This window comes from Mycobacterium sp. DL (assembly GCF_039729195.1).
GTDB lineage: Bacteria > Actinomycetota > Actinomycetes > Mycobacteriales > Mycobacteriaceae > Mycobacterium > Mycobacterium hippocampi_A.
The window spans coordinates 1,201,795-1,228,635 of the sequence record NZ_CP155796.1 but is presented as its reverse complement, the minus strand read 5'-3'; the positions used below and the strand labels follow the sequence as shown (position 1 = coordinate 1,228,635).

The window sequence follows — 26,841 nt, the reverse complement described above, 5'->3', positions numbered from 1 at the left end:
TACGGTGACTTGTGACTTTTGACCGCGTGAGCCGCCGAATCCTGGCGGCCGTCTCTGCCGCGGCGGCAATTCCGATGGCCGCCACCCTCGTGCTGCCCCTGCCGAGTGCAGCGGCCCAGCCCTGCCCCGACGTCGAGGTCGTCTTCGCCCGCGGCACCAGCGAGCCCGCGGGCGTCGGCCGCGTGGGCCAGGCCCTCGCCGACGCACTGCGACCGCAGCTCGGCGGCCGCACGGTCGGCACCTACGGCGTCAACTATCCCGCCAGCTACGACTTCCTCAACACCGCGGTCGGCGCCACCGACGCCACCAACCGAATCGCCTTCATGGCCCAGCAGTGCCCCGGCACCCGGATCGTGCTCGGCGGCTACTCCCAAGGCGCGGCGGTCATCGACATGCTGGCCGGCGTTCCGCCTCTGGGCAACAGGGTGGGCAACATCGGATCGGCCCCGCCGCTGCCCGGCGGCCTCAACGGCAACGTCGCCGCGGTCGCGGTATTCGGTAATCCCGCAACGAAGTTCGGCAACCCGGTTTCCGGTGCCGGCTCGTTCGCGGGCAAGGCGATCGATCTGTGCGCAAACGGTGATCCGATTTGCTCGGACGGGCGGAACCCGTTCGCCCACACCAGCTACGAGTCCTCTCCGTACATCGCCCAAGCAGCGGGTTTCGCCGCCGGACGGATCTGAGCGACGGACACCTCACCTTTTGCGGCCGCAGTTTTTCCACAGCGGGCACCCAGCTTGGTCGCTATGATCGGCGGGGTGATTCGGAAATTGACGGTTGCGGTCGTTCTCGCTGTTTCAGGACTGATCGCCCCGGCGGCGATCCCCGGTGGTGCGACGTCGGCGATCCCCGTCGCCTCCGCGCAATCCTGTCCTCAGGCTGAGCTGATCTTCGCCCGCGGCCGCATCGAGTCCCCCGGGGCCGGACAGATCGGCAACGCGCTGGCCAGCGCGTTACGTGAGAAGAGCGGCAGGGACATCGACCTGTACGCGGTGAAGTACCCCGCCGACACCGAGGTCGACATCGGCGCCAACGACATGAGCCAGCGCATCGCCTACATGACGGCCAACTGCCCCGACACCCGCCTGGTGCTCGGCGGCTACTCGCTGGGCGCCGCGGTCACCGATGTCGTGATCGCAGTGCCGATCGCCGCGTTCGGCTTCAAGAATCCGATGCCGGACGGCGCCGACCGGCACATCGCCGCGGTCGCGTTGTTCGGCAACGGCAGCAGCTGGGTCGGCCCGATCGCCAACTTCACCAACCCGGCGCTGCGCGACCGGATCATCGAGTTGTGCCACGGCGACGACCCGATCTGCAATCCCACCGCGCCGGAGAACTGGCAGGACTACTGGCCCGCGCATCTGGCGTCCGCCTATATCGGCGCCGGCATGATCAACCAGGCCGCCGACTTCATCGTCGGTCGGCTATGAGTTCAGCCAGGCTCTAACCGATCTCGTCGGCGGTGCGCACATCCCGGGTGATCAGGTTGCGTGCAGTGAGCTCACCGTCGGGCGGGTAGTCCACCCCGACCAGTGTCAACCCCCGGGCCGGCGCCGCCGCGAAGTCACTCGAGCGCCGCGTGGCGGTGAGCAGCGCGGCACACCACGCCGGGTCACGACGCCGCTCTCCCACCGCGAGCAGCGCCCCGACCAGTGATCGCACCATGTTCCAGCAGAAGGCGTCGGCGCTCACGTGTACCTCGATCCGGTGCCCGTCGCGCGTGAACTCCAGCCGCTGCAGCTCCCGGATGGTCGTCGCGCCGTCGCGGTGACGACAGAAGGCCGCGAAGTCGTGCAGCCCCAGCAGTTCCCGCGCCCCCGCAGCCATGGCGTCGAGATCCAGTCCGCGCGGCCACGCCGTCACGAACCGCGCCTCGTGTGGTTCGGCGCCGTACGGAGCCGTCGTCAAGCGGTACACGTAGTGGCGGCGCAGCGCGGAGAATCGAGCGTCGAAACCAGGTGCGGCACGCGTGATCGCGACCACCCGGACGTCCTCGGTCAGCAGCTTGGCAAGCCGGTGCACCAGCGGACCGAACTCGCTGTCTCCCGGACGGGGAGTGCGCGGGTAGGCGTGCGGAAGTGCATCAACCGGCACGTCCACGTGGGCGACCTGCCCGCTGGCATGCACGCCGGCATCGGTCCGCCCTGCCGCGCGCACCAGCACCGGGACCCGGAACACCGTCGACAGGGCGTCCTCGATGACGCCGGCCACCGTTCGCTGTCCGCTCTGCGACGCCCAGCCGGCGAATCCGGTTCCGTCGTAGGCGACATCGAGACGCAGACGAACATGCCCGCCACCGAAATCGATGGCGGGCATGTTCACAGCGTTGTCGCTAGGACTTCTTGTCATCCTCCGCCGGAGTCTCCTCGGCCGGAGTCTCCTCGGTGCCCGGGGTCTCGACCTCGGCCTCCTCGGCGATCGGCGTCTCGTCGACCGCTTCGACCTCATCGGCCGTGGGCCCTTCCGCGGCCTCCGGCTCGACAGCGGCCTGCGGCGCCGCCGCGGCGGCAACCGGCTGCTCGGTCTTCGACGAAGACACCCGGCGGGCCCGGTCCGCCTCCGACGTCACGGTCTTCTCGCGCACCAGCTCGATGACCGCCATCGGCGCGTTGTCACCCTTGCGGGCCTCGACCTTGATGATCCGGGTGTAGCCACCGCTGCGATCGGAGAAGAACGGCCCGATCTCGGCGAACAGGATGTGCACGACGTCCTTGTCGCGGATCTTCTTCATCACCTCACGCCGGTTGTGCAGCGTGCCCTTCTTGGCATGGGTGATGAGCTTCTCCGCGTACGGACGCAACGCCCGTGCCTTCGGCTCGGTCGTCTTGATGCGGCCATGCTCGAAGAGCGACGTGGCCAGGTTGGCCAGCAGCGCCTTCTGGTGCGAGGACGACCCGCCGAGGCGAGGACCCTTGGTGGGCTTGGGCATTGCGACTGTCTCCTAAATGGGGCCGGTCCCCGTATCAGGTAGGACCGGGACGGATTGGTTAGAGCTGTTCGGTTTCGGCGAAGTCCTGGTCGGCGTCCAGGTCGTAACCTGCATCGCTGTTCCAGGTGCCGGTGGCCACGTCGTAGCCGGCGACCTCGGACGGATCGAAGCTGGCCGGGCTGTCCTTGAGCGACAGACCCAGCTGGTGCAGCTTGATCTTCACCTCGTCGATGGACTTCTGGCCGAAGTTGCGGATGTCCAGCAGATCGGACTCCGTGCGGGCCACGAGCTCGCCCACCGTGTGCACACCCTCGCGCTTGAGGCAGTTGTACGAACGGACGGTCAGATCGAGGTCATCGATCGGCAGCGCGAACGACGCGATGTGATCGGCCTCGGCCGGTGACGGGCCGATCTCGATGCCCTCGGCTTCGACGTTGAGTTCCCGTGCCAGACCGAACAATTCGACCAGCGTCTTGCCGGCGGACGCCAGCGCGTCGCGGGCACCGATCGAGCTCTTGGTCTCCACGTCGAGGATCAGCTTGTCGAAGTCGGTGCGCTGCTCGACGCGGGTGGCCTCCACCTTGTAGGTGACCTTGAGGACCGGCGAGTAGATGGAATCGACCGGGATACGGCCGATTTCGGCACCGGAGGCCTTGTTCTGCACGGCCGGGACGTAGCCGCGACCACGCTCGACGACGAGCTCGACCTCGAGCTTGCCCTTGTCGTTGAGGGTGGCGATGCGCATGTCCGGGTTGTGCACGGTGACACCGGCCGGCGGGACGATGTCGCCCGCGGTGACCTCACCGGGGCCCTGCTTGCGCAGGTACATCGTGACCGGCTCGTCCTCCTCGGAGGACACGACCAGACCCTTGAGGTTCAGGATGATGTCGGTGACGTCTTCCTTCACCCCGGGGACGGTGGTGAATTCGTGCAGCACACCGTCGATGCGGATGCTCGTGACCGCCGCGCCGGGGATCGACGACAGCAGCGTGCGACGCAGCGAATTGCCCAGGGTGTAACCGAATCCGGGCTCCAGCGGCTCGATGACGAACTGGGACCGGTTCTCGGCGATGACCTCTTCGCTGAGTGTGGGGCGCTGAGAAATCAGCATATTTTTCTTGTTCTCCTTCTCGGCAACCGCTATTTGATGCCGTTCAGTGATCCGCGACCCGACCGGGCCGCGAACATGTGTTACTTCGAGTAGAGCTCGACGATCAGCTGCTCGGTGAGCGGGATGTCGATCTGCGCGCGCTCGGGCAACTGGTGCACGAGGATGCGCTGACGCTCGCCGACGACCTGCAGCCAGCCGGGGATCGGCCGATCGCCCGCGTTGGCCCGAGCGAGCTCGAACGGCAGCGTGTTGATCGACTTGTCCTTGATGTCGATGATGTCGTATTGCGACACCCGGTAGCTGGGGATGTCGACCTTCACGCCGTTGACGGTGAAGTGGCCGTGGCTGACCAGCTGACGTGCCATCCGACGGGTCCGGGCGAGCCCGGCGCGGTAGACGACGTTGTCGAGCCGGCTCTCGAGGATGCGCAGCAGGTTGTCACCGGTCTTGCCGGGCTGACGGTTGGCTTCCTCGTAGTAGCGACGGAACTGCTTCTCCATCACGCCGTAGGAGAAGCGGGCCTTCTGCTTCTCCTGCAGCTGCTGGCGGTACTCGCTCTCCTTGATCCGCGCGCGACCGTGCTGGCCGGGCGGGTAGGGGCGCTTCTCGAAGGACTGATCTCCACCGACGAGGTCGACGCCGAGGCGGCGCGACTTGCGGGTGACGGGTCCGGTGTAACGAGCCATGTCTCTCTGATCTCCTCTAGACCCGGCGCCGCTTGGGCGGACGGCAACCGTTGTGCGGCTGCGGCGTGACATCGGAAATGGCGCCGACCTCCAGACCGGCGGCCTGCAACGAACGGATCGCGGTCTCACGTCCCGAGCCGGGGCCCTTGACGAAGACGTCGACCTTCTTCACACCGTGCTCCTGGGCCTTGCGCGCCGCATTCTCGGCGGCGAGCTGCGCGGCGAACGGGGTCGACTTACGCGAGCCCTTGAAGCCGACGTGACCCGAGGATGCCCAGGCGATGACGTTGCCCTGGGGATCGGTGATCGACACGATGGTGTTGTTGAACGTGCTCTTGATGTGCGCGGCGCCGTGCGGGACGTTCTTCTTTTCCCTGCGACGGGTCTTCTGCCCCTTCTTGGGAGCAGCGCCACCCTTCTTTGCTTGTGCCATCCGGGGTTACCTGGCCTTCTTCTTGCCGGCGATGGTGCGCTTCGGGCCCTTGCGGGTGCGCGCGTTGGTCTTGGTCCGCTGGCCACGCACCGGCAGGCCGCGGCGGTGCCGCAGACCCTGGTAGCAGCCGATCTCGATCTTGCGTCGGATGTCGGCCTGCACCTCGCGGCGCAGATCACCCTCCACCTTGAGGTTGCCCTCGATGTAGTCGCGCAACTGGGTGACCTGATCGTCGGTCAGGTCCTTCGTGCGCAGGTCCCGGCTGACGCCGGTGGCGTCCAGGATCTCCTGGGAGCGGGTACGGCCGACGCCGTAGATGTAGGTCAGTGCGATCTCCATGCGCTTGTCGCGCGGGAGGTCGACGCCCATAAGACGTGCCATCAGGCAGTGTTCCTTCTTCTCTGCGGAGGTCTGATCCCAGTCCGTTCCCGGATCGCTTGCCGGGGTCCGGCCTCCGTGCCGGACGTGGGCGAGGGCCCTATGCCCTCAGTGGTGCTGGGAGTTCGTCATTCAGTTGTGGGTACTGCTCGCGGCTGTGTTCAGCCCTAGCCCTGCCGCTGCTTGTGGCGCGGATCGGAGCAGATCACCATGACCCGCCCATGCCGGCGGATCACCCTGCACTTGTCGCAGATGGGCTTGACGCTCGGGTTCACCTTCACGGCTCGTTCGATCCTTCTGTGCTTCTTGAGTGTGGGATGTCTGTTACTTGTAGCGGTACACGATGCGGCCGCGGGTCAGGTCGTAGGGAGAGAGCTCCACCACGACACGATCCTCGGGGAGGATGCGGATGTAGTGCTGCCGCATCTTGCCGCTGATGTGGGCGAGCACCTTGTGTCCGTTCTCCAGCTCAATGCGGAACATCGCATTGGGCAGGGGCTCGACCACGCGACCCTCGACCTCGATGGCACCGTCTTTCTTGGCCATACTGTGTAGCGATCCTTGCTTTCGTTTCGTATCTTGGCCTGAACTGCGCAGCCTTCGTCCGACTTGAGAACGTGAGCCGGTTCCTGACAGGGCACGCAAGAAGTCGGCGCGGAAGCCGCACCGTTGATCCATGTTACTCGCAGACAGGCCACGCCCAAAATCTGCGCAGGATAGGTGCGAAGATCATCTCGTGACCGCGGTCTATCTCGCAGCTTTCGGCGTCGGCGGTGTCGCGGTGCTGACCGCGCTGCTGCTCACCGACGTCGAGGTCGGGTCCGGGATCGGCCACGACGGTCTGCCGTTCCTGAGCCTGACGAGTCTGTCCGCCGGCCTGCTGGGTGCGGGCACCGGAGGTCTGATCAGTACCTGGTCGGGGTTGGGTGCGGTCGGCGCAGCGATCGTGGCGGTGGTCAGCGGCGTCGCCCTGATCGCCGCACTGCAGGGACTGCTCGTTCCGTACCTGCGTCGTCAGCAGTCCAACTCGCAGCGGGGGCGGATGTCCTACATCGGTCTGCTCGGCACCGTCACGCTCGACGTCCCGACCGACAGCTGGGGTGAGGTGGCGTTCGTCGACGGCGAGGGCAACCGGGTCCGCGCGCGGGCCGTCACCGCCGAGCCGCAGACTCTGCCCAAGTCCACCCCGGTGTACATCGCCGATGTGGACGACGACTACGTCCACGTCGTGACCATTCCCGGGGCAGGAACAGACCCGCCCACCCTCGAGAGGAACTGAACGTGTCCGTTCTGATGATCATCATCGTCGCGGCGATCGCGGCATTTCTGCTGTTCGTCGTGTTGCCGATCGTCTACGTCAGGAACTACATCAAGGTGCCGCCCAACGAGGTCGCGGTGTTCACCGGCCGCGGCACCCCGAAGGTGGTCCGCGGCGGCGCGAGGTTCCGGGTGCCCGGCATCGAACGGGTCGACATCATGAGCCTGGAGCCGTTCAACGTCAGCATCAACCTGCAGAACGCGTTGTCCAACAACGGTGTTCCGGTCAATGTCGAGGCCGTCGGACTGGTGCGCATTGGCTCGTCCGAGGAGGCCGTGCAGACGGCGGTGCAGCGCTTCCTCACCTCCGACCTCAACGAGTTGCAGCGCCAGATCAACGAGATCCTGGCCGGCAGCCTGCGCGGGATCACCGCCACCATGACCGTCGAGGACCTCAACTCCAACCGCGACACCCTGGCCCGCAGCGTGGTGGAGGAGGCCGGCGCCGACCTGGCCCGCATCGGCATGGAGGTCGACGTCCTCAAGATCGCGGGCATCTCCGACGCCAACGACTACCTCAAGTCGCTCGGCCAGCGGCGCATCGCCGAGGTGAAGCGCGACGCGGCCGTCGGCACGGCCGAAGCCGAACGCGACGCCCAGATCCAGTCGGCCAAGGCCCGGCAGGCGGGTTCGGTCGCCCAGGCCGAGGCCGACACCGCGATCGCGACCGCCAACCAGCGCCGCGACGTCGAACTGGCCCGCCTGCGTGCTCAGACCGAGGCCGAGAACGCCGAGGCCGACCAGGCCGGTCCGCTGGCCAATGCCCGCGCCCAGAAGGACGTCGGCATCGCCACCGAGCAGGCCGAGGCCGCCCGTGTCGAGGCCCGGATCGAGGTCGAGCAGCGACGCAGCGAACAGGCCGCCGCCGCACTGCAGGCCGACGTCATCGCACCGGCCGAAGCCCAGCGGCAGGCCGACATCGCCCGCGCCGAAGGCGAGCGGCGCTCGGCGATCCTGGCCGCCGAGGCCAAGGCGGAGGCAGCCCGCCAGGCAGGCCAGGCCGAGGCCGACGCGCGCAAGGCGGCCGCCGATGCGCTGCGCGTCGAGCGCCAGGCCGAGGCAGACGGCATGAAGGCCAAGTTGGTCGCCGAGGCGGCCGGTAAGACGGAGATCGCGGTCGCACTGAACAGTTACTCCCCCGAGGCCGCACACCTGCTGATGCTGCCCGACGTGCTCGCCTCGATGGTCAAGGCCACCGAGGCCGCCGCGATGCCGCTGGCGGAGATCGAGCGGCTGTCCATCATCGGCGGTGCGTCCGACGCCCAGGATGCCGTCGGCGGCCTGCTCGGTGTCGGACCGCTCGCGGTGGCCAGGATCGTCGAGGCCCTGAAGGCCTCCGGCGTCGACCTGGCGGAGATGCTGAACCGCTCGCCGCAACCGCAGTACGTCGCGGACCCGAACCTGGATCCAGCGGACCCGTCATGACCGACGCGACAGCCACCGACATCGTCGTCGGCGTGGATGATTCGCCGCAATCCCATCCGGCCCTGCGGTGGGCCGCCGCCGAGGCGGCGCTGCGCGACAGCCCGCTGGTGATCGTGTACGCCGCCGCGCCCGGCGCGGGCACCTGGTCAGCCGTCCCGGCGCCCGCCGGGCTGCTGAACTGGCAGCAGCAGACCGGACTGCGGATCCTCCGGGACGCCGAGCAGATCGCGACCGACATCGTCGCGGGGCGGGTCCGGGTCTCCACCGAATTCGTCGTCGAGGCGCCCACCCCGACCCTGGTCGAGAGGTCCCGACGAGCGCAGCTGGTCGTCGTGGGCAGCCGTGGCCGCGGGGCCGTCGCGCGCGCCGTGCTCGGATCGGTGGCGACCGGGTTGGTGCACCGTGCCCACTGTCCGGTAGCCGTGGTGCACGACGAGAACACGACCGAGCCGGCACCCGATGCCCCCGTCGTGGTGGGGGCCGACGGGTCAGCCGCCGCCGAACCGGCGATCGAGATCGCCTTCGGCGAGGCTGCCCGGCGGGGGGTGGAGCTCGTCGCCGTGCGCGCGTGGTGGTCACCCGGCGCGTTCGAGCTGCCCGGGATCGACTGGGACGAGGTGCGTCCCGACGTCGAACGTGAGCTGGCCGGGCAACTGGCCGGATGGCAGCAGCGCTACCCGGAGGTGCCGGTGCGCGCCGTGGTGGTGCTCGATCAGCCCGCGCGTCGACTGATCGAGCACTCCGAATCCGCACAGCTGCTGGTTGTCGGCAGCCACGGCTACGGAGCCGTCGCGAGCGTGCTGCTGGGCTCGGTCAGCTCCGCGGTGATCCAGGCCGCCCGGGTGCCTGTCATCGTCGCCCGGCACTGACCGTCGCCACGGCCGATACCCGCTGGACAATGCGCGCATAATTGTTTGCGATGACTGGCCCTGCCGCTGTTGCCCGTAAACCCGTGATCCTCACCGTCGACGACGACCCCGCGGTCTCTCGTGCGGTCGCTCGCGATCTGCGCCGCCACTACGGCGAGAAGTACCGCATCGTGCGCGCCGAGTCCGGCCCCGACGCCCTGGAGACGCTCAACGAACTGAAGCTGCGCGGTGAGACGGTCGCGGTGTTCGTCGCCGACTACCGGATGCCGCAGATGAGCGGCATCGAGTTCCTCGAAGCGGCGATGGACATCTTCCCGATGGCCCGCCGGGTGCTGCTCACCGCCTACGCCGACACCCATGCCGCCATCGACGCGATCAACGTCGTCGACCTCGACCACTACCTGCTCAAGCCGTGGGATCCGCCGGAGGAGAAGCTCTACCCGGTGATCGACGGGCTGATCGATGCGTGGCGGGCAACCGGTGAGCGCGCGATCCCGCACACCAAGGTCATCGGCCACCCGTGGAATGCGCGGTCCTCGGAGGTGCGCGAGTTCCTGGCCCGAAATCGGTTGTACTACACCTGGTTCCGCGCCGACGAGCCGAAGGGCAGGCAGCTGCTGGACGCGGCCGGGCTCGACGAGATGACGCTTCCGGTGGTGATCACCGAGCAGGGCGAGACGCTGGTGGCCCCCACCGACGCGGAGCTCGCGGCGACGCTGGGGCTGACCACCACCCCGGCGGACGATTTCTACGATCTGGTGGTCATCGGCGGCGGCCCGGCCGGCCTGGCAGCGGCGGTCTACGGCGCATCCGAGGGCCTCAAGACGGTCCTGATCGAGCGCACCGCGACCGGCGGTCAAGCCGGCCAGAGCTCCCGCATCGAGAACTACCTCGGGTTCCCGGACGGCCTGTCCGGGTCTCAGCTCGCCGAGCGGGCCCGCAGGCAGGCCGAGAAGTTCGAAGCCGAGTTGATCACCGCGGCCGAGGTCACCGCGCTGGAGATCGACGGCGTCGCCCGCACGGTGCACCTGTCCGACGGCAGGTCGATCGGCGCCCGCGCGGTGATCCTGGCCATGGGTGTGGAATACCGGCAATTGGCCGCGGAGGGCTGCGAGAGTCTCACCGGCGCCGGCGTCTACTACGGCGCGGCCACCACGGTGGCCGCCGAATGTGAGGACGACGAGGTCTACGTCATCGGCGGGGCCAACTCGGCCGGTCAGGCCGCGATGTTCCTGGCCCGGACCGCGAAGTCGGTGACGATCGTCTGCAGGCGGACTCTCGAGGACTCGATGTCGCACTACCTGATCCAGCAGATCAGGGCGCAGGACAACATCACGGAGAAGCCGCACACCGTCGTGCACGCGGCCAAGGGCGACGGTCACCTCGAGCGCATCTGCCTGGAGAACACCGAGACCGGGGCACGGGAGGATTTCACCTGCGGCCGGATGTTCATCTTCATCGGCGCCGAACCCCGCACCGAGTGGCTCGACGGTGTGGTGGTGCGCGACGACCACGGCTTCATCCTGTCCGGCCCGGATCTGCGCGACGTCAGCGGCTGGACCCTGGAGCGGCCGCCACACCACCTCGAATCAAGCGTGCCCGGGGTCTTCGTCGCCGGGGATGTGCGCGCCGAGTCGGCCAAACGGGTCGCCGCCGCCGTCGGCGAAGGGTCGATGGCCGTCATGCTGGTACACCGCTACCTCGCCGAGACATAACCCCATGCCCGAGTGCGACACCACCGAACTGCGCTCGCTGTTCCTGTTCGAGTCGCTGGAGCAGGCACAGCTGGACCGGTTGTGCCGCGGCGGCCGGATCGCCACGTTCGACCCCGCGATGCTGTTCACCGAAGGTGAACTGGCGACGTGTTTCTACGTCCTGCTCGACGGCGAGATCGCGTTGACCAAGCGTTCCGGCGGCGTCGACATCGAGACGATCCGGACCACGCAGCGCGGCGCCTATTTCGGCGCCTGGTCGGCCTTCCTCGACGACGAGCAGACCTACGAGACGTCGGCACGGGCGACGGCACCGTCCCGCCTGTTCATCATCGACGCGGCAAGCCTCGGGGATTTCCTGCGCTCGGAGTTCCCGATGGCGTGCCACTTCCTGGTCGGCGCGACGCTGGGCAGGTTCAGTCAGAACCGGATCGTGGGTCCCCATGACCGGCTGATCCAGCTCTCCCAGCTCACCGCGGGCCTCACCCACGAGCTCAACAACCCGGCAGCCGCCGCGGCCAGGGCCACCTCCGAGCTGCGCACCAGGGTCGCCGGGCTGCGCAACAAACTCGCGCTGCTGGCCGACGGCTCGATGAGCCTGGACTCGATGCAGGCGCTGGTGGACATCAGCAACACGGCCGCAGAGGGACTGACCGAGGGACCCGGCCTGGGCCCGCTGCAGAAATCCGATCGCGAAGAGGTCATCGGCGAGTGGCTCGACGCGCGCGGTGTCGCCGACGCGTGGGACATCGCCCCGGTGTTCGCCGAAGGCGCCCTCGACACCGATTGGCTGGATCGGGTGGCCGCGGCGATGACGGACACCGGCGGCTCGCTCGATCACGCCGTGCGCTGGCTGAGCTACACCGTCGAGACCGAGCTGCTGATGAACGAGATCACCGGGGCCACCGCGCGGGTGTCGGCTCTGGTGTTGCAGGCCAAGCAGTACTCCCAGCTCGACCGGGCCCCCTACGACATCGCCGACCTGCGCACCCTGCTGACCGACACCTTGGCGATGCTGTCCCACAAGCTCGGGCCGCAGATCACCGTCGTCGAGGACTTCGACGACACGGTGCCCGCGATCCCCTGCTGGCCCGCCGAGCTGAACCAGGTCTGGACCAACCTCATCGACAACGCGGTCACGGCGATGCGATCGAGGGGCACCTTGACGGTGCGTACCTGCCGCCAGGGTGACTGCGCACGCGTCGAGGTGTGTGATGACGGGCCGGGTGTGCCTGAGCAGCTCAAGGCCCGCGTCTTCGACCCGTTCTTCACCACCAAACCGATCGGCGAGGGCACCGGACTCGGGCTCGACTTCGCCGCCCGCACCGTCGACAAGCACGGCGGAAGCCTCTGGGTGGAATCCTCACCCGGTGATACGCGTTTCATCTCGTTACTGCCGTTGGAAGCGCCAGAAGCCAGAACCTGATGCTGGAAGGATCCCCATGGGCGAGAAGTGCCTGCCCGACGAGTTGCGCACGCTGTTCCTCTTCGAGGCGCTGAGCGACGAGCAACTGCAGAAGTTGTGCGAAAACGGCCACATCGCCACCTTCGACACCGGCCCGATCCACATCGAGGGTGAGCCGGCGACCTGCTTCTACGTGCTCATCGACGGCGAGCTCGTGATGTCGAAACGCTCGGGCGGCGTCGACATCGAAACCAATCGGACATCGCAGCGCGGGGTGTACTGCGGGGCCTGGTCGGCCTACATCCCCGGCGAGGAGCACGTGTACCAGGCGTCGGTCCGGGTGACCCGCCCTTCGCGGTTCTTCGTGCTGGACGCGAACGCCTTCGCCGAGTTCATGCAGAAGGAGTTCCCGATGGCGGTACACCTGCTGGAGGGACACATGGTCGGTGGCCTGCGGCAGCGACAGATCCTCGACCAGCGCGAGAAGCTGCTGGCCCTGGGCCAGCTGTCGGCGGGGCTGACCCATCAGCTCAACAACCCGGCGGGAGCCACCGCCCGCGCGGTCGCCGACCTGCGTGAGGGTGTGGGCAAGATGCGCCACAAGCTCGCGATGCTGGCCGATGGAAAATTCACCCCGGCGGCGCTGAAGGTGCTGGTCAGCATTCAGGACGAGGTCGCCGAGCAGGTGTCCAAGTCGAAATCCCACGAGCTGTCCTCGATGGAAACCTCGGACCGGGAGGACCAGATAGGCGACTGGCTCGAGAACCACGGCATCGGCGCGGCGTGGGACTACGCACCGACCTTCGTGGAGGCCGGACTCGACGTCGACTGGCTGGAGCGGGTGGAGGCCTCCATCGCCGACGTGGACTGTTCCGCGACGCTGCCCGGGGCGATCGGCTGGCTGAAGTACACCATCGACAACGAGCTGCTGATGAATCAGATCGCCGAGGCGAGCAAACGGATCTCCGCGCTGCTCGCCGCCGCCAAGCAGTACTCGCAGATGGACCGTGCGGAGTACCAGAGCGCCGACGTCCACGAACTGCTGTACGCCACACTGATGATGTTCGGCGACAAGATCGGCAAGGAAAAGCCCATCCGGCTGGCCAAGGAATGGGACAAGTCGCTGCCCGAATTGCAGTGTTATCCAGGCGATCTCAACCAGGTGTGGACGAACATCATCGACAACGCGATCCAGGCGATGAACGGCCAGGGCACGCTGACGATCCGCACCATGCGGGAGAACGAGGACATGGTTCGGATCGAGATTTGTGATGACGGTCCCGGCATCCCCGAGGAGAACGTCGACCGGATCTTCAGACCTTTCTTCACCACCAAGCCGTTCGGTGAGGGCACCGGCCTGGGTCTGGACCTGGCCTGGCGCATCGTGATCGAAAAGCACCACGGCAACCTGTCGGTGGAATCTCGGCCCGGGGACACCCGGTTCATCGTGTGCCTCCCGCTGCAGGCGCCCGCGCCCGAACCCATGGCCACCGAGGCGGCGGTCGGTGCCTGACCTCGGCCGCTTCGGCGTATTCGCGCACTACGCCCAGTGGCAGCAACTGAGTCCGGAACAGCTCCGCGACATCGAGGCGCTGGGTTACGGCGCCATCTGGGCAGGCGGTTCACCGGCGGCTGAGCTGCCGTGGGTGGAAACCCTGCTCGGGGCGACCGACACGCTGCAGGTCGCGACCGGCATCGTCAACATCTGGACGGCGGAGGCAGGCCCGGTCGCGGAATCCTTCCATCGCATCGACGAGGCCTACCCGGGCCGATTCCTGCTCGGCATCGGCGTCGGCCATCCCGAGGCGCACACCGAGTACAAGAAGCCCTACGACGCGCTGACCGAGTACCTCGACGAACTCGACGGGCACGGCGTTCCGCAGGATCGACGCGTCGTGGCCGCGCTGGGTCCACGGGTGCTGCGCCTGTCGGCGCGCCGCAGCGCGGGCGCGCATCCGTATCTGACCACGCCCGAACACACCGCACACGCCCGCGAGCTGATCGGCCCGGAGGCATTCCTGGCGCCGGAACACAAGGTGGTGCTCTCAACAGATTCCGAGAAGGCTCGCGCCGTCGGGCGCAAGGCCCTGGACGTCTACCTGAATCTGACCAACTACCTGAACAGCTGGAAGAGGCTGGGTTTCAGCGACGAGGATGTGGCGAGACCCGGCAGCGACCGGCTCGTCGACGCCCTCGTCGCCCACGGCTCCGCCGACGAGATCGCGGTCCGACTGATCGAACACCTCGAGGCCGGCGCAGACCACGTGCCCGTCCAGGTTCTGACGTCACCTGACAAGCTGGTACCCGCGCTCGCCGAACTGGCCGGGCCATTGGGACTGACTGAAGGGGGCACCGCATGACCGAAACAGAAGGCGTATCGCTCAAGCCGGCCCTGGGCCGCTACGGGGTGTGGACCGGCGCGCCCGTCACACCCGAACAGGCCGTCGAGATCGAGAAGCTGGGCTACGGAGCGGTGTGGGTGGGCGCCTCTCCCGCCGCCGACCTGGCCTTCGTCGAGCCGATCCTGGAGAAGACACAGAACCTGCAGGTGGCCACCGGGATCGTGAACATCTGGACGGCCGAGGCCAAAGAGGTCGCAGAGTCGTATCACCGCATCGAAAAGGCATTCCCCGGCAGGTTCCTGCTCGGCGTCGGCGTCGGACATCCCGAACACACCCAGGAATACACCAAGCCCTACACGGCGCTGGTCGACTACCTCGACGCGCTGGATTCGGCCAAGGTGCCGACCAGCCGGATGGTCATCGCCGCACTCGGGCCGAAGGTCCTCCAGCTCGCCGCCCAGCGCAGCGCGGGCGCGCACCCGTACCTGACCACACCGGCGCATACCGGTCGGTCTCACGAATTGCTGGGCCCGACAGTGTTTCTGGCCCCTGAACACAAGGTCGTCCTGACCGACGACGCCGACAAGGCCCGGGAGATCGGTCGCGAGACCGTCGACTTCTACCTCGGTCTGTCGAACTATGTGAACAACTGGAAGCGGCTCGGTTTCACCGACGAGGATCTGACCAGCCCCGGCACCGACCGGTTCATCGACGCGGTCGTCGCCTACGGCTCTCCCGATCAGATCGCCGCCCGACTGTCCGAACACCATGCGGCCGGCGCCGACCACGTCGCAATCCAGGTGCTCGGCGGGCCCGACGAACTGCTGTCGACGCTCGAGGAGTTGTCAGGACCGCTGGGTTTGACTCGCTAGGGTCTGAGCATGCGGTTGCTGGTCACCGGCGGCGCCGGATTCATCGGCGCGAACTTCGTGCACCGCTCGGTTCGTGACCATCCCGAGGTCGCGGTGACCGTTCTCGACTCCATGACCTACGCGGGAAGCCGTGAGTCGCTGGCGGCGGTCGACGGTGAGATCCGGTTGGTGCAGGGTGATATCACCGATGCGCCGCTGGTGGGCAAGCTCGTCGCCGAGTCCGATGCGGTGGTGCACTTCGCCGCGGAGACCCACGTCGACAACGCACTGGCCGATCCCGAGCCGTTCGTGCGGTCGAATGTCCTCGGTACGTTCTCGGTACTGGAAGCGGTGCGCCACAGAGGTTCTGAGGCGGGCATCCGGTTGCACCATGTGTCCACCGACGAGGTGTACGGCGATCTGACGCTCGACGATCCGCGACGATTCACCGAGTCGACTGCGTACAACCCGTCCAGCCCGTACTCGTCGACCAAGGCGGCGGCCGACATGCTGGTCCGGGCGTGGGTGCGCTCCTACGGGGTGGCGGCGACGATCTCGAACTGCTCCAACAACTACGGCCCCTACCAGCATGTCGAGAAGTTCATTCCGCGCCAGATCACCAATGTGCTGACCGGCCGGCGCCCCAAGCTGTACGGCAGCGGTGCCAATGTGCGCGACTGGATCCATGTCGACGACCACAACAGTGCGGTGTGGCGGATCCTCGCAGACGGCGAGATCGGGCGCACGTATCTGATCGGAGCCGACGGCGAACACGACAATCTGTCCGTGATGCGCACGATCCTGACGCTGATGGACCGACCCACCGACGAGTTCGACCACGTCACCGACCGGGTGGGCCACGATCTGCGGTACGCGATCGATCCGTCACCGCTGCGTGACGAGCTGGGCTGGAAGCCGGCGCACACCGACTTCGAGGCCGGCCTGCGCGACACCATCACCTGGTACCGCGACAACGAAGCGTGGTGGGGTCCCATGAAGGCCGCCGTCGAGCAGACGTATGCGGAGCGGGCCCGGTGAACGTTCGCGAACTGGCCGTCCCGGGCGCCTGGGAGGTGACACCCGTCGTGCACACCGACACGCGCGGTGCCTTCTTCGAATGGTTCACCGACCCGGGGTTCACCGCGTTCGCGGGGCACCGGTTCGACCTTCGGCAGGCCAACTGCTCGGTGTCGCAGGCCGGGGTGCTGCGGGGGCTGCATTTTGCCGATGTGCCGCCGGGCCAGGCCAAGTACGTGACGTGCGTGCGGGGGGCGGTATTCGATGTGGCGGTCGACCTGCGTGTCGGGTCACCGACGTTCGGCCGCTGGGATGCGGTGACGCTCGACGACAGCTCGCGCCGGTCGGTCTACCTGAGCGAAGGTCTCGGGCACGCGTTCCTGGCACTCGAAGACGATTCGACGGTGATGTACCTGTGCTCGACGGGATACGACCCGGCCCGGGAGCACACCGTCAACCCGCTGGACCCCGCACTCGACATCGCCTGGCCACTGGCCGACAGCGACCTCATCCTGTCCGAACGTGACCGCGCAGCACCAACTTTCGCGCAGGCACTGGCCGACGGACTGCTGCCGACATGGTCGCCCTTGCCAAGGCCCTGACGACATTACTAGGATATGCAAGTATCTAGTGTCGCGAGAGGACTTACCCCATGACCACAACGGCGAACGCCCGGATCCCCCACTTCATCGACGGCAAGCGCACCGAGCTGCAATCCAGCCGGACCGCTGATGTGATGAACCCCAGCACCGGCGAAGTCCAGTCGCAGGTCGTCCTGGCCAGCGCGGCCGACGTCGACACCGCGGTCGCGACCGCGGTGAAGGCGCAGCAGGAGTGGGCCGCGTGGAACCCGCAGCGCCGCGCCCGGGTGATGATGAAGTTCATCGACCTGGTCAACCAGAACGTCGACGAACTGGCCGAACTCCTCAGCGTGGAGCACGGCAAAACCGTCCCGGACTCCAAGGGCGACATCCAGCGCGGCATCGAGGTCATCGAGTTCGCGATCGGCATCCCGCACCTGCTCAAGGGTGAGTTCACCGAAGGCGCCGGCGGCGGCATCGACGTCTACTCGATCCGCCAGCCGCTCGGCGTCGTCGCCGGCATCACGCCGTTCAACTTCCCGGCCATGATCCCGCTGTGGAAGGCCGGCCCGGCCCTGGCGTGCGGAAACGCCTTCATCCTCAAGCCATCCGAGCGCGACCCCTCGGTCCCGCTGCGGCTGGCCGAACTCTTCCTCGAAGCCGGACTGCCCGCCGGGGTCTTCCAGGTCGTCCACGGCGACAAGGAAGCCGTCGACGCGATCCTGACCCACCCCGACATCCAGGCCGTCGGGTTCGTCGGATCCTCCGACATCGCGCAGTACATCTACTCCACCGCCGCCGCCCACGGGAAACGCTCCCAGTGCTTCGGCGGGGCGAAGAACCACATGATCGTGATGCCCGACGCCGACCTCGACCAGGCCGTCGACGCCCTCATCGGCGCCGGCTACGGCAGCGCCGGCGAGCGCTGCATGGCGATCAGCGTCGCGGTCCCGGTCGGCGAAGAAACGGCCAACCGGCTGCGCGCCAGGCTCGTCGAGCGGGTCAACCAGCTCCGGGTCGGCCACAGCCTGGACCCGAAAGCCGACTACGGGCCGCTGGTCACCGAGGCTGCGCTGCACCGGGTCCGCGACTACATCGGCCAGGGCGTCGACGCCGGCGCCGAACTCGTCGTCGACGGTCGTGAGCGTGCCACCGATGAACTGACCTTCGACGACCACGACCTTTCGAAGGGCTACTTCATCGGACCCACTCTGTTCGACCATGTCACCACCGACATGTCGATCTACACCGACGAGATCTTCGGCCCGGTGCTGTGCATCGTGCGCGCCGAGGACTACGAAGCCGCTCTGGCACTGCCGTCCCAGCACGAGTACGGCAACGGCGTGGCGATCTTCACCCGCGACGGCGACGCCGCCCGCGACTTCGTCTCCCGCGTCCAGGTCGGCATGGTGGGCGTCAACGTGCCGATCCCGGTTCCGGTGGCCTACCACACCTTCGGCGGCTGGAAGCGGTCCGGATTCGGCGACCTCAACCAGCACGGTCCCGCGTCGATCCAGTTCTACACCAAGGTCAAGACCGTCACCGAACGCTGGCCCTCAGGCATCAAGGATGGGGCCGAGTTCTCCATCCCCACCATGAAGTAGCGCCGGATGTCCTTGTTCGAGATGGACGGTGACGAACGTGTCATCGTCGAGACCGCGGCGGCGTTCGCCACCAAACGCCTTGCGCCCCATGCCCTGGACTGGGACGCGGACAAACACTTCCCCGTCGAAGTGCTGCGTGAGTCCGCAGAACTCGGGATCGCGGCGATCTACTGCTCCGAAGAGGTCGGTGGCAGCGGACTGCGGCGCCTGGACGCCGTGCGGATCTTCGAGGAACTCGCCGCGGCCGATCCGACCATCGCGTCGTTCATCTCGATCCACAACATGTGCGCCTGGATGATCGACAGCTACGGCACCCCGGAACAGCGCAAGACATGGATGCCACGGCTGGCCACGATGGAGTCCATCGCCAGCTACTGCCTGACCGAACCGGGAGCGGGTTCGGACGCGTCCGCACTACGGACCCGCGCCGTGCGGGACGGGACGGACTGGGTGCTCGACGGGGTCAAACAGTTCATCTCGGGCGCGGGGGTCTCCGACGTGTACGTGGTGATGGCCCGCACCGGCGGAGAAGGCCCCCGCGGGATATCGGCGTTTGTGGTCGAAAAGGGCACGCCGGGGCTGAGTTTCGGGGTCAACGAGGCCAAGATGGGGTGGAACGCCCAACCGACCGCCCAGGTGGTCTTCGACAAGGTCCGAGTGCCCGCCGACGCGATGCTCGGCGGCGCCGAGGGCGAAGGCACCGGGTTCGGCATCGCGATGAACGGGCTCAACGGCGGTCGCGTCAACATCGCCGCCTGCTCCCTCGGCGGCGCCAGGACGGCCTACAGGAAAGCTGCGGAGTACCTGCGCGACCGGGAGGCGTTCGGCGGCGCACTGCTCGACGAGCCGACCATCCGCTTCACCCTCGCCGACATGGCCACCTCACTGGAGACATCTCGAATCCTGCTGTGGCGGGCCGCCTCTGCGCTCGACGCAGGCGACGCCGACAAAGTCGAACTCTGCGCGATGGCCAAGCGCTACGTCACCGACGCCTGCTACGACGTCGCCGACCAGGCCCTCCAGTTGCACGGCGGCTACGGCTACCTCAAGGAGTACGGCCTCGAGAAGATCGTCCGGGATCTGCGGGTGCACCGAATCCTGGAGGGCACCAACGAAATCATGCGCGTGGTGATCGGACGGGCCGCAGCGGCCCGGGCCCGCGCGTCCTGACGGGAGAGATACATGACCACAATCGCGTTCCTGGGCCTGGGAAACATGGGCGGGCCGATGGCCGCCAACCTTGTCTCGGCCGGACACTCCGTGCACGGGTTCGATCCGGTGGCCGCACTCAAGGAGACGGCAACCAGCAAGGGCGCCAAGGTGTTCGACACCGGCGCCGAAGCGGTGGCCGACGCCGACGTGGTCATCACTTCGCTGCCCAACGGTGCGGTGGTCAAAGCCTGTTACGCCGAGATCCTGCCCGCCGTCAAGAAGGGCGCCCTGCTGATCGACACGTCGACGATCTCGGTCGACGACGCCCGCGAGATCCACCAACAGGCGGTCGCCGCCGGACTGGCCCAACTCGACGCCCCGGTGTCGGGCGGCATCAAGGGCGCCACGGCCGGCACCCTGGCCTTCATGGTCGGCGGCGAGGACAGCGACGTCGAACGTGCCCGACCCGTACTGGAACCGATGGCGGGCAAGGTCATTCACTGCGGCGCATCCGGAGCCGGACAGGCGGCCAAGCTGTGCAACAACATGGTGTTGGCGGTGCAGCAGATCGCGATCGGCGAAGCCTTCGTGCTGGCCGAGAAGCTCGGCCTGCCCGCCCAGTCGCTGTTCGACGTGATCACCGGTGCCACCGGCAACTGCTGGGCGGTACACACGAATTGTCCGGTGCCGGGACCTGTTCCGGCGTCACCGGCCAACAACGACTTCAAGCCCGGGTTCGCGACGGCGTTGATGAACAAGGATCTCGGGTTGGCGATGGCCGCCGTGGACTCGACAGGGTCGTCCGCCCCACTGGGCACCCATGCCGCCGAGATCTACGCGGAGTTCGCCGCCGACCACTCCGACAAGGATTTCAGCGCGATCATCACCATGCTCCGCGGCTAGGGAACGTTCAGACTGCAACCACGGCGGGTCTCTTTCAGAGTTCCTCGCCGTGAGCGCAGCGTCAACGTACGGGTTAAGCAGCCGACGGCCTGCTGGTCTCCAACCACTTGTCGTGCACCCGCTGGCAATCCGCGACCCGTAACGGCGCCCCGTGAGTGTCGTCGTCGTCGACCAGGACCGATGCGAGTCCGGCGGCGGTGGCGAGTCGCTGATTCGCCGGCGACCCCGCGAACGCGAGCGAATCCTGTGCCGGGGCGCCCAGATCGGCCAGCGCCGCCTGGTACAGGTTCGTCCCGGGCGTCGCGGCCACATCGGAGGCGGTGACGACCGTGTTCACGATGCCCTCCCCGACCAGTTGCCGGACCAGCGGTTCGACCCACTCGTGCCTGCCGCTGCTGACGACGCCGATCCCGATACCCGCACCGAAGGCCTCGGTGATGAGGTCGACCAGGCCGGGGCGCGGCGTGATGTCGGCGTCGAGAATCGTCTCGTCGAGGATCATCGCCTTCGCCGCGCAGATCTCGTCGACCAGTAGTTCGGCAAGCACGTCGCACTCCGAACTGACACCGCGCTTACGCAGTTCGGCGGCGACCCGCCGACGTTCGTCACGCAGCGCCTGCAGTTGCCGGTAGCGCGTCGGCGTCCACTCGATGTCCAGGCCGAGTTCGGCGAACGCGGCGTTGAACGCGAGGCGGTGGCCCGAGGACTCGATGTCGGCGAGCGCGTCGAGGTCGAAGATCACTGCGCCCAGCGTCTTCAGAGGCTGGGCCTGGGCATCGATGGGCCGGGGCCAATCCCACCAGAATCGGCCGGCACGCCATGTGGTCTCTCGTGTGGGCTGCACACGATCATGGTGTCCCAGGTCACACTTGCGGCGCCTCCCCCACTTGGGGGATTCCTCGCGCCAAGTTGGACGGGTCGGGTGTCCACCGGCCCTAAGGTGGGGCAATGGCCCAACCGGTGCGCATCGTCCTGGTTGATGACCACGAGATGGTCATCGAGGGACTCAAGGCGATGCTCGCCGCCTTCGACAGCAGGGTCACGGTCGTCGGCCAGGCCGTCGGGCCGGACCACGTGCTCAGCGTGGTCGGCGATCTGGACCCCGACATCGTGCTGTGTGATGTGCGGATGCAGGGGTCCAGCGGCCTGGACGTGTGCCAGCAGCTGCGGGCCCGCGACCCCGACCGCAAGGTCGTGATGCTCTCGGTCTACGACGACGAGCAGTACCTGTTCCAGGCCTTCCGCGTCGGCGCCGCGGGATACCTGCTCAAGAGCATCAGCAGCGAGGAGCTGGTCCGCCAGCTGGAGTTCGTGCACAGCGGCGAGACCGCGATCGACCCGCGGATGGCGGCCAGGGCGGTGGACACCGCGGCGCGACTGCAGCGCGACGAGTTCTGGCCCGGGGTCCGTCAGGGCCTCACCCAGCGGGAGAGCGAGATCCTGTCGTTCGTGGTCAACGGTCTGTCGAACCGCGCCATCGCCGCCAAGCTGGTGATCGGCGACGAGACGGTCAAGACGCACCTGAGCTCGATCTACCGCAAGCTCGGTGTCAGCGACCGCACCGGCGCGGTGGCGACCGCGTTGCGCGAGGGCATCTACCAGTGAGCACCTCGTCGCGGCCGTTGCTGGCAGCCGACCGTGAGCTCGCCCTGCTGCGCGAGCTCATCCGGGCCGCCTCCAGCGGTCCCGGCGTGGAACCGCTGGCCGCCGCCGCGGCTCGGATCATCACCGCAGCCACCGACAGCGACGTGTGCTTCGTCCACGTGCTCGACGACACCGAGCGATCGTTGACGCTGGCCGGTGCCACGCCACCGTTCGACTCCGAGGTCGGCAAGATCAGGCTGCCGCTGGGGCAGGGGATTTCCGGCTGGGTGGCCAGCCATCACGAACCCGTGGTGATCAGCAACGACAAGGAGTCCGACCCGCGGTATCTGCCGTTCGAGTCGCTGCGCGGCCGGGACTTCACGTCGATGGTGTCGGTGCCGATGGAGACCGACCCCGGTGGCCTGGTCGGGGTGCTCAACGTGCACACGGTGGCCCAGCGCGAATTCGACGATCGCGACGTGGAGCTACTGCTCGTCATCGGCCGGCTGATCGCCGGGGCGATGCACCAGGCACGGCTGCACCGCCAGCTGGTGGCCCGCGAGCGCGCCCACGAGAACTTCGTCGAGCAGGTCATCGACGCCCAGGAGCTCGAGCGGCGGCGGCTGGCGGGCGACATCCACGACGGCATCTCGCAGCGGTTGGTGACGCTGGCCTACCGTCTGGACGCGGCCGCCCAGGCGGTCGACAATCGTGTCGCGCTCATCGAGCAGCTCGACCGGGCGCGCGAACTCGCCCAGCTGACGCTGGGGGAAGCCCGCGCCGCCATCAGCGGTCTGCGGCCGCCGGTGCTCGACGATCTCGGGTTGTCCGGCGGGCTCGCGAGCCTGGCGCGATCGATCCCCCAGGTCCGGATCGACACAGATCTCGACGATGTCCGGCTGCCCGATCACATCGAGCTGGCGCTGTACCGGATTGCGCAGGAGTGTCTGCAGAACGTCGTCAAACACGCCGGGGCGTCCCGGGCGAAGCTGACGTTCGCCGTCGATCGTGGTGATCACGCAGAGACCGCCCGGCTCGAAATCGTCGACGACGGAATCGGTTTCGACACCCTGGAACATCCCCTGGGCAGCGACGAGATGGGCGGCTACGGCCTGTTGTCGATGGCCGAGCGGGCCGAGATCGTCGGCGGCAGGCTCAACATCCGGTCCCGTCCGGGCACCGGCACCGCGGTGACTGCGACGATCCCGGTGCCCTCGGCCACCCGCTAGAAGTCGCCTGCGCTGCGGCGCAGGGTCCGGATCGACTCGGCAAGCGTGCGGGAGTCGTCGTCAGGCATGCCGATGTCGGCGAAGACATCGCCGTTCAACGTCGCCGTCGCATCCTCGACCGTCGAACGGCCCAGCTCGGTGATCTGAACCAGAGTGGTGCGGCCGTCCGTCGGATGCGGCAGTCGCTCGACCAGGCCATCGGATTCCAGCCGTCTGATCGCGTGCGTGACGCTGGTGACATGCACCTGCAGGCGGTCGGAGGCTTTGGTGATGGGCAGCGCGCCGGTGCGGCTGAACGCCAGCAGCCGCAGCAGCTCGTAGCGGGAGAAGCTCAGGCCGTAGGGGCGCAACGCGGTCTCGACGCGGGCGAGCAGGATCTGGTGTGCACGCATCACCGAGGTCACCGCGACCATGCCGTCGGCCACCTCACCCCAGCCGGAGCGTTCCCAGTTGGCGCGCGCCTCCGCGATCGGGTCGCGCTTCGCCGACGGCTGATCCGGGGCCACGCCTCACCCGGCGGTCAGGATCCGGGGTCCGTCGTCGGTGACGGCGACGGTGTGCTCCCAGTGTGCGGCGCGCGATCCGTCGGCGGTCACGACCGTCCACTCGTCGGAGAGCACGACGGTCTTGGTCGTCCCGAGCGTGAGCATCGGCTCGATCGCCAGTACCGAACCCGCGGCCAGGTAGGGTCCGCGACCGGGTGCGCCCTCGTTGGGCAGGAACGGATCCATGTGCATCTCCCGGCCGATGCCGTGCCCTCCGTAGCCCGAGACGATGCCGAACTTGCGGTCGTAGCGCTTCTCGGCGGCGCGGGTGCCGAGTTCGATGGCGTGGGAGATGTCGGTCAGCCGGTTACCGGGAACCATGGCGGCGATACCGGCCTCCATCGACTCCTTGGTGGCGGCCGAGAGCGCCTCGTCGACGGGGATGACATCCCCGACCCCGAAGGTGACCGCCGAGTCGCCGTGCCAGCCGTCGAGGATGGCTCCGCAGTCGATCGAGACCAGGTCACCGGCGGCGAGTTTCTCCGACGCCGACGGGATGCCGTGCACCACGCGGTCGTTGACCGACGAGCAGATGCTGCCGGGGAACCCGTGATAGCCGAGGAACGACGGGATGGCTCCTGCGCCGCGGATGACCGCCTCGGCGACAGCGTCGAGTTCGAGCGTGGACACGCCGGGGGCGGCAGCCTGGCGCACCGCGGAGAGCGCGGCGGCGACCAGCGCGCCGGCGGCGGCCATCGCGTCGAGTTCACCGGCGCTGCGCTGGGCGACGACCTTGCGGCCGCGGAGGCCGGGCAGAGAGACCATGGGTACTAGCGGCCGAGCGCCTTCAGCGCGCGGGTGAAGACCTCGTCGAGTTCACCGACGGCGTCGACGGTGACCAGGGTGTCGCTGTAGTAGTCCAGCAGCGGGGCTGTTTCGTCGCGGTACACCTTGAAGCGGTTGCGGATGACGTCCTCGGTGTCATCGGCGCGGCCGCGGCCCTTGAGCCGGGACACCAGCTCCTCTTCGGGGACCCGGAACTCCAGCACGGCGTCGAGGGCGAGGTTGCGCTTCTCGAGCATCTCGTCGAGCGCCTTGGCCTGCTCGACCGAGCGCGGGAAACCGTCGAGGATGAAACCGCCGGCCGCATCCTCGTGATCGAGCCGGTCGTCGACCAGAGCGTTGGTGAGCGTGGCCGGAACCAGGTCACCGGCGTCGAGGTACTTCTTGGCTTCGAGCCCGAGCTCGGTGCCGTTGCTGATGTTGAAGCGGAACAGGTCACCGGTGGAGATCTGCGGGACCCCGAGCTTGTCCGCCAGCTTCTGGGCCTGCGTTCCCTTGCCCGCCCCGGGCGGCCCCAACAGCACGATTCTCACTTGAGGAACCCTTCGTAGTTGCGCTGCATGAGCTGGCTTTCGATCTGTTTGACGGTGTCGAGTCCGACGCCGACGGCGATCAGCACAGCGGTGCCGCCGAACGGCAGGTTCTGCACGGCGCCGGTGTTGCCGATCTCGAGGAACAGGTTTGGTAGAACCGCGATCGTACCCAGGTAGATCGAGCCGGGCAGGGTGATCCTGGACAACACGAACCGCAGGTAGTCGGCGGTCGGCTTACCCGGGCGGATGCCCGGGATGAAGCCGCCGTACTTCTTCATCTCGTCGGCGCGCTCGTCGGGGTTGAACGTGATCGACACATAGAAGTACGTGAAGAAGATGATCAGGCCGAAGTAGATCGCGATGTAGACCGGGCTGCTCGGGTCGGTCAGGTACTCCGCGACGAACGTCTGCCACCACCCGGTGCTCTGGGTCGCGCTGCCGCTGGTGATCAGCTGGGTGATCAGGTGCGGGATGTAGATCAGCGACGACGCGAAGATGACCGGGATGACGCCTGCCTGGTTGACCTTCAGCGGCAGGTAGGTCGACGTCCCGCCGTACATCCGCCGGCCGACCATCCGCTTGGCGTACTGGACGGGGATGCGGCGCTGGCCCTGCTCGACGAACACCACGCCGACGACGATGATCAGCGCCGCGATGCAGACGAAGGTGAAGACCATGCCGCCGCGGCTGTCGAGGATGTTCTTGCCCTCACCGGGGATGGCCGAGGCGATGCTCGCGAAGATCAGCAGCGACATGCCGTTGCCGACGCCACGCTCGGTGGCCAGCTCGCCCATCCACATCACCAGCGCCGCGCCCGCGGTCATCACGATGACCATGACGGCCAGCGTCGTGAAGTTCAGTCCGTCGCTCTGGCCCTGGATGATGTCGAGCGAGCAGCCCTGCAGCAGCCCGCCGTTGGCGGCGAGCGCCACGATGCTGGTGGCCTGGAGGATGGCCAGCGCGATCGCCAGGTACCGGGTGTACTGCGTGAGTTTCGACTGGCCGGCCTGGCCCTCTTTACGCAGCTGCTCGAATCGCGGGATCACCACACCCAGCAACTGCACGATGATGCTGGCGGTGATGTAGGGCATGATGCCCACCGCGAACACCGAGAGCTGGAGCAGCGCGCCGCCGGAGAACAGGTTGATGAGCGAGTAGATCTGCCCCGACTCACCACCGCTGACCTGTGCGATGCACTGCTGCACGTTGGGGTAGTTCACGCCGGGGGACGGCACCGAGGCGCCGACCCGGTAGAGGACGACGATGCCGAGCGTGAAAAGGATCTTTCGTCTCAGGTCCGGGGTTCTGAACGACGAGATGAAGGCCGAGAGCACTCTTTCCTCCTGCACGGCCGAGTTGACGATCGCGGCGTGCTCTTTGGCTGGCGTGACCAGCGTCGTGGTTGGGTCGTGCGCGCGCAGTCACGAGCAGGCATACGACCTGCGCAAGTCA

General features: G+C 67.6%; 30 protein-coding genes. 17 read left to right on the top strand and 13 right to left on the bottom strand.

Annotated features, from left to right (window positions below):
• The first annotated feature begins 74 nt into the window (after nt 1-74).
• Together ABDC78_RS05965 and ABDC78_RS05960 are read left to right on the top strand one after the other, a co-directional pair.
• A complete protein-coding gene (locus tag ABDC78_RS05965) occupies nt 75-683 on the top strand; it encodes a cutinase family protein (RefSeq protein WP_178358983.1) in 609 nt (202 codons plus the stop codon).
• A 63-nt stretch (nt 684-746) separates the two neighbouring features.
• Complete coding sequence (locus tag ABDC78_RS05960; protein ID WP_178358816.1) at nt 747-1,430, top strand: cutinase family protein; 684 nt, start codon at nt 747-749, stop codon at nt 1,428-1,430.
• Nucleotides 1,431-1,443: 13 nt separating this feature from the next.
• Here the strand turns inward: ABDC78_RS05960 and truA are convergent, their stop codons facing one another.
• From truA to infA, 8 genes are all read right to left on the bottom strand, one after another.
• Nucleotides 1,444-2,322: a tRNA pseudouridine(38-40) synthase TruA gene (truA, locus tag ABDC78_RS05955; protein ID WP_347133478.1), complete on the bottom strand. Its 879-nt coding sequence runs from the start codon at nt 2,320-2,322 to the stop codon at nt 1,444-1,446.
• Between the two features lie 10 nt (nt 2,323-2,332).
• Entirely contained in the window at nt 2,333-2,929 is a 597-nt protein-coding gene (gene rplQ / locus ABDC78_RS05950; RefSeq protein WP_178358814.1) for a 50S ribosomal protein L17, read from the bottom strand.
• A 58-nt stretch (nt 2,930-2,987) separates the two neighbouring features.
• The gene (locus tag ABDC78_RS05945) at nt 2,988-4,040 is read right to left on the bottom strand and encodes a DNA-directed RNA polymerase subunit alpha (protein ID WP_159230638.1); all 1,053 of its coding nucleotides are present in this window, start codon (nt 4,038-4,040) and stop codon (nt 2,988-2,990) included.
• Between the two features lie 80 nt (nt 4,041-4,120).
• Nucleotides 4,121-4,726 (bottom strand): 30S ribosomal protein S4, encoded by a 606-nt coding sequence (gene rpsD, locus ABDC78_RS05940; protein WP_159230637.1) that lies wholly within the window; start codon nt 4,724-4,726, stop codon nt 4,121-4,123.
• A 16-nt stretch (nt 4,727-4,742) separates the two neighbouring features.
• Nucleotides 4,743-5,159 carry a 30S ribosomal protein S11 gene (gene rpsK, locus ABDC78_RS05935; protein WP_005140014.1) on the bottom strand — a complete coding sequence of 139 codons (417 nt, stop codon included), beginning with the start codon at nt 5,157-5,159 and terminating at the stop codon, nt 4,743-4,745.
• Between the two features lie 6 nt (nt 5,160-5,165).
• Nucleotides 5,166-5,540, bottom strand: a complete 375-nt coding sequence (rpsM, locus tag ABDC78_RS05930) for a 30S ribosomal protein S13 (RefSeq protein WP_178358813.1) — start codon at nt 5,538-5,540, stop codon at nt 5,166-5,168.
• A 164-nt stretch (nt 5,541-5,704) separates the two neighbouring features.
• Entirely contained in the window at nt 5,705-5,818 is a 114-nt protein-coding gene (gene rpmJ, locus ABDC78_RS05925) for a 50S ribosomal protein L36 (RefSeq protein ID WP_003879483.1), read from the bottom strand.
• A 43-nt stretch (nt 5,819-5,861) separates the two neighbouring features.
• Entirely contained in the window at nt 5,862-6,083 is a 222-nt protein-coding gene (gene infA / locus ABDC78_RS05920) for a translation initiation factor IF-1 (RefSeq protein ID WP_005140011.1), read from the bottom strand.
• Nucleotides 6,084-6,273: 190 nt separating this feature from the next.
• Here infA and ABDC78_RS05915 point away from each other — a divergent pair, with 190 nt between their 5' ends.
• Genes ABDC78_RS05915 through mmsB form a run of 13 tightly spaced genes read left to right on the top strand, consistent with a single transcriptional unit; the run spans nt 6,274 to nt 20,715 of the window.
• Nucleotides 6,274-6,816, top strand: a complete 543-nt coding sequence (locus tag ABDC78_RS05915; protein ID WP_178358812.1) for a hypothetical protein — start codon at nt 6,274-6,276, stop codon at nt 6,814-6,816.
• A 2-nt stretch (nt 6,817-6,818) separates the two neighbouring features.
• The gene (locus tag ABDC78_RS05910) at nt 6,819-8,279 is read left to right on the top strand and encodes a flotillin family protein (protein WP_178358811.1); all 1,461 of its coding nucleotides are present in this window, start codon (nt 6,819-6,821) and stop codon (nt 8,277-8,279) included.
• Complete coding sequence (locus ABDC78_RS05905) at nt 8,276-9,148, top strand: universal stress protein (RefSeq protein ID WP_178358810.1); 873 nt, start codon at nt 8,276-8,278, stop codon at nt 9,146-9,148. Before ABDC78_RS05910 ends, ABDC78_RS05905 begins: the two co-directional genes overlap by 4 nt.
• A 50-nt stretch (nt 9,149-9,198) precedes the next feature.
• The gene (locus ABDC78_RS05900) at nt 9,199-10,863 is read left to right on the top strand and encodes an FAD-dependent oxidoreductase (RefSeq protein ID WP_178358809.1); all 1,665 of its coding nucleotides are present in this window, start codon (nt 9,199-9,201) and stop codon (nt 10,861-10,863) included.
• A 4-nt stretch (nt 10,864-10,867) separates the two neighbouring features.
• Nucleotides 10,868-12,286: an ATP-binding protein gene (locus ABDC78_RS05895; RefSeq protein ID WP_178358808.1), complete on the top strand. Its 1,419-nt coding sequence runs from the start codon at nt 10,868-10,870 to the stop codon at nt 12,284-12,286.
• Nucleotides 12,287-12,302: 16 nt separating this feature from the next.
• Nucleotides 12,303-13,778 (top strand): ATP-binding protein, encoded by a 1,476-nt coding sequence (locus tag ABDC78_RS05890; RefSeq protein WP_178358807.1) that lies wholly within the window; start codon nt 12,303-12,305, stop codon nt 13,776-13,778.
• Nucleotides 13,771-14,625 carry an LLM class F420-dependent oxidoreductase gene (locus tag ABDC78_RS05885; RefSeq protein ID WP_178358806.1) on the top strand — a complete coding sequence of 285 codons (855 nt, stop codon included), beginning with the start codon at nt 13,771-13,773 and terminating at the stop codon, nt 14,623-14,625. Before ABDC78_RS05890 ends, ABDC78_RS05885 begins: the two co-directional genes overlap by 8 nt.
• A complete protein-coding gene (locus tag ABDC78_RS05880) occupies nt 14,622-15,479 on the top strand; it encodes an LLM class F420-dependent oxidoreductase (RefSeq protein WP_178358805.1) in 858 nt (285 codons plus the stop codon). The genes ABDC78_RS05885 and ABDC78_RS05880 overlap by 4 nt, the downstream gene beginning before the upstream one ends.
• 9 nt (nt 15,480-15,488) lie before the next feature.
• Nucleotides 15,489-16,496, top strand: coding sequence for a dTDP-glucose 4,6-dehydratase (gene rfbB / locus ABDC78_RS05875; protein WP_178358804.1), 1,008 nt, complete (start codon nt 15,489-15,491; stop codon nt 16,494-16,496).
• Nucleotides 16,493-17,077: a dTDP-4-dehydrorhamnose 3,5-epimerase gene (rfbC, locus tag ABDC78_RS05870; RefSeq protein ID WP_178358803.1), complete on the top strand. Its 585-nt coding sequence runs from the start codon at nt 16,493-16,495 to the stop codon at nt 17,075-17,077. The genes rfbB and rfbC overlap by 4 nt, the downstream gene beginning before the upstream one ends.
• Nucleotides 17,078-17,127: 50 nt before the next feature.
• Nucleotides 17,128-18,660 carry a CoA-acylating methylmalonate-semialdehyde dehydrogenase gene (locus ABDC78_RS05865; RefSeq protein WP_178358802.1) on the top strand — a complete coding sequence of 511 codons (1,533 nt, stop codon included), beginning with the start codon at nt 17,128-17,130 and terminating at the stop codon, nt 18,658-18,660.
• Between the two features lie 12 nt (nt 18,661-18,672).
• Nucleotides 18,673-19,830 (top strand): acyl-CoA dehydrogenase family protein, encoded by a 1,158-nt coding sequence (locus ABDC78_RS05860; protein ID WP_178358982.1) that lies wholly within the window; start codon nt 18,673-18,675, stop codon nt 19,828-19,830.
• 12 nt (nt 19,831-19,842) lie between these two features.
• On the top strand, nt 19,843-20,715 hold the full coding sequence (gene mmsB, locus ABDC78_RS05855; RefSeq protein WP_178358801.1) for a 3-hydroxyisobutyrate dehydrogenase: 873 nt from the start codon (nt 19,843-19,845) through the stop codon (nt 20,713-20,715).
• A 73-nt stretch (nt 20,716-20,788) separates the two neighbouring features.
• On the opposite strand, the gene ABDC78_RS05850 is transcribed toward mmsB, so the two are convergent.
• On the bottom strand, nt 20,789-21,559 hold the full coding sequence (locus ABDC78_RS05850; protein ID WP_178358800.1) for an HAD family hydrolase: 771 nt from the start codon (nt 21,557-21,559) through the stop codon (nt 20,789-20,791).
• A gap of 104 nt (nt 21,560-21,663) precedes the next feature.
• Between ABDC78_RS05850 and ABDC78_RS05845 the strand changes: the two genes are divergently transcribed.
• On the top strand, nt 21,664-22,320 hold the full coding sequence (locus ABDC78_RS05845; RefSeq protein WP_178358799.1) for a response regulator transcription factor: 657 nt from the start codon (nt 21,664-21,666) through the stop codon (nt 22,318-22,320).
• Complete coding sequence (locus tag ABDC78_RS05840) at nt 22,317-23,528, top strand: GAF domain-containing sensor histidine kinase (RefSeq protein ID WP_178358798.1); 1,212 nt, start codon at nt 22,317-22,319, stop codon at nt 23,526-23,528. Before ABDC78_RS05845 ends, ABDC78_RS05840 begins: the two co-directional genes overlap by 4 nt.
• Here ABDC78_RS05840 and ABDC78_RS05835 read toward each other — a convergent pair.
• The 4 genes from ABDC78_RS05835 to secY are packed head-to-tail and all read right to left on the bottom strand — an operon-like array spanning nt 23,525 to nt 26,723.
• On the bottom strand, nt 23,525-24,034 hold the full coding sequence (locus ABDC78_RS05835) for a MarR family transcriptional regulator (RefSeq protein ID WP_178358797.1): 510 nt from the start codon (nt 24,032-24,034) through the stop codon (nt 23,525-23,527). The genes ABDC78_RS05840 and ABDC78_RS05835 overlap by 4 nt on opposite strands.
• Before the next feature lie 3 nt (nt 24,035-24,037).
• The gene (map, locus tag ABDC78_RS05830; protein ID WP_178358796.1) at nt 24,038-24,838 is read right to left on the bottom strand and encodes a type I methionyl aminopeptidase; all 801 of its coding nucleotides are present in this window, start codon (nt 24,836-24,838) and stop codon (nt 24,038-24,040) included.
• 5 nt (nt 24,839-24,843) lie between these two features.
• A complete protein-coding gene (locus tag ABDC78_RS05825) occupies nt 24,844-25,389 on the bottom strand; it encodes an adenylate kinase (RefSeq protein ID WP_178358795.1) in 546 nt (181 codons plus the stop codon).
• Nucleotides 25,386-26,723, bottom strand: coding sequence for a preprotein translocase subunit SecY (secY, locus tag ABDC78_RS05820; protein ID WP_178358794.1), 1,338 nt, complete (start codon nt 26,721-26,723; stop codon nt 25,386-25,388). Before secY ends, ABDC78_RS05825 begins: the two co-directional genes overlap by 4 nt.
• Between the last annotated feature and the right edge of the window lie 118 nt (nt 26,724-26,841).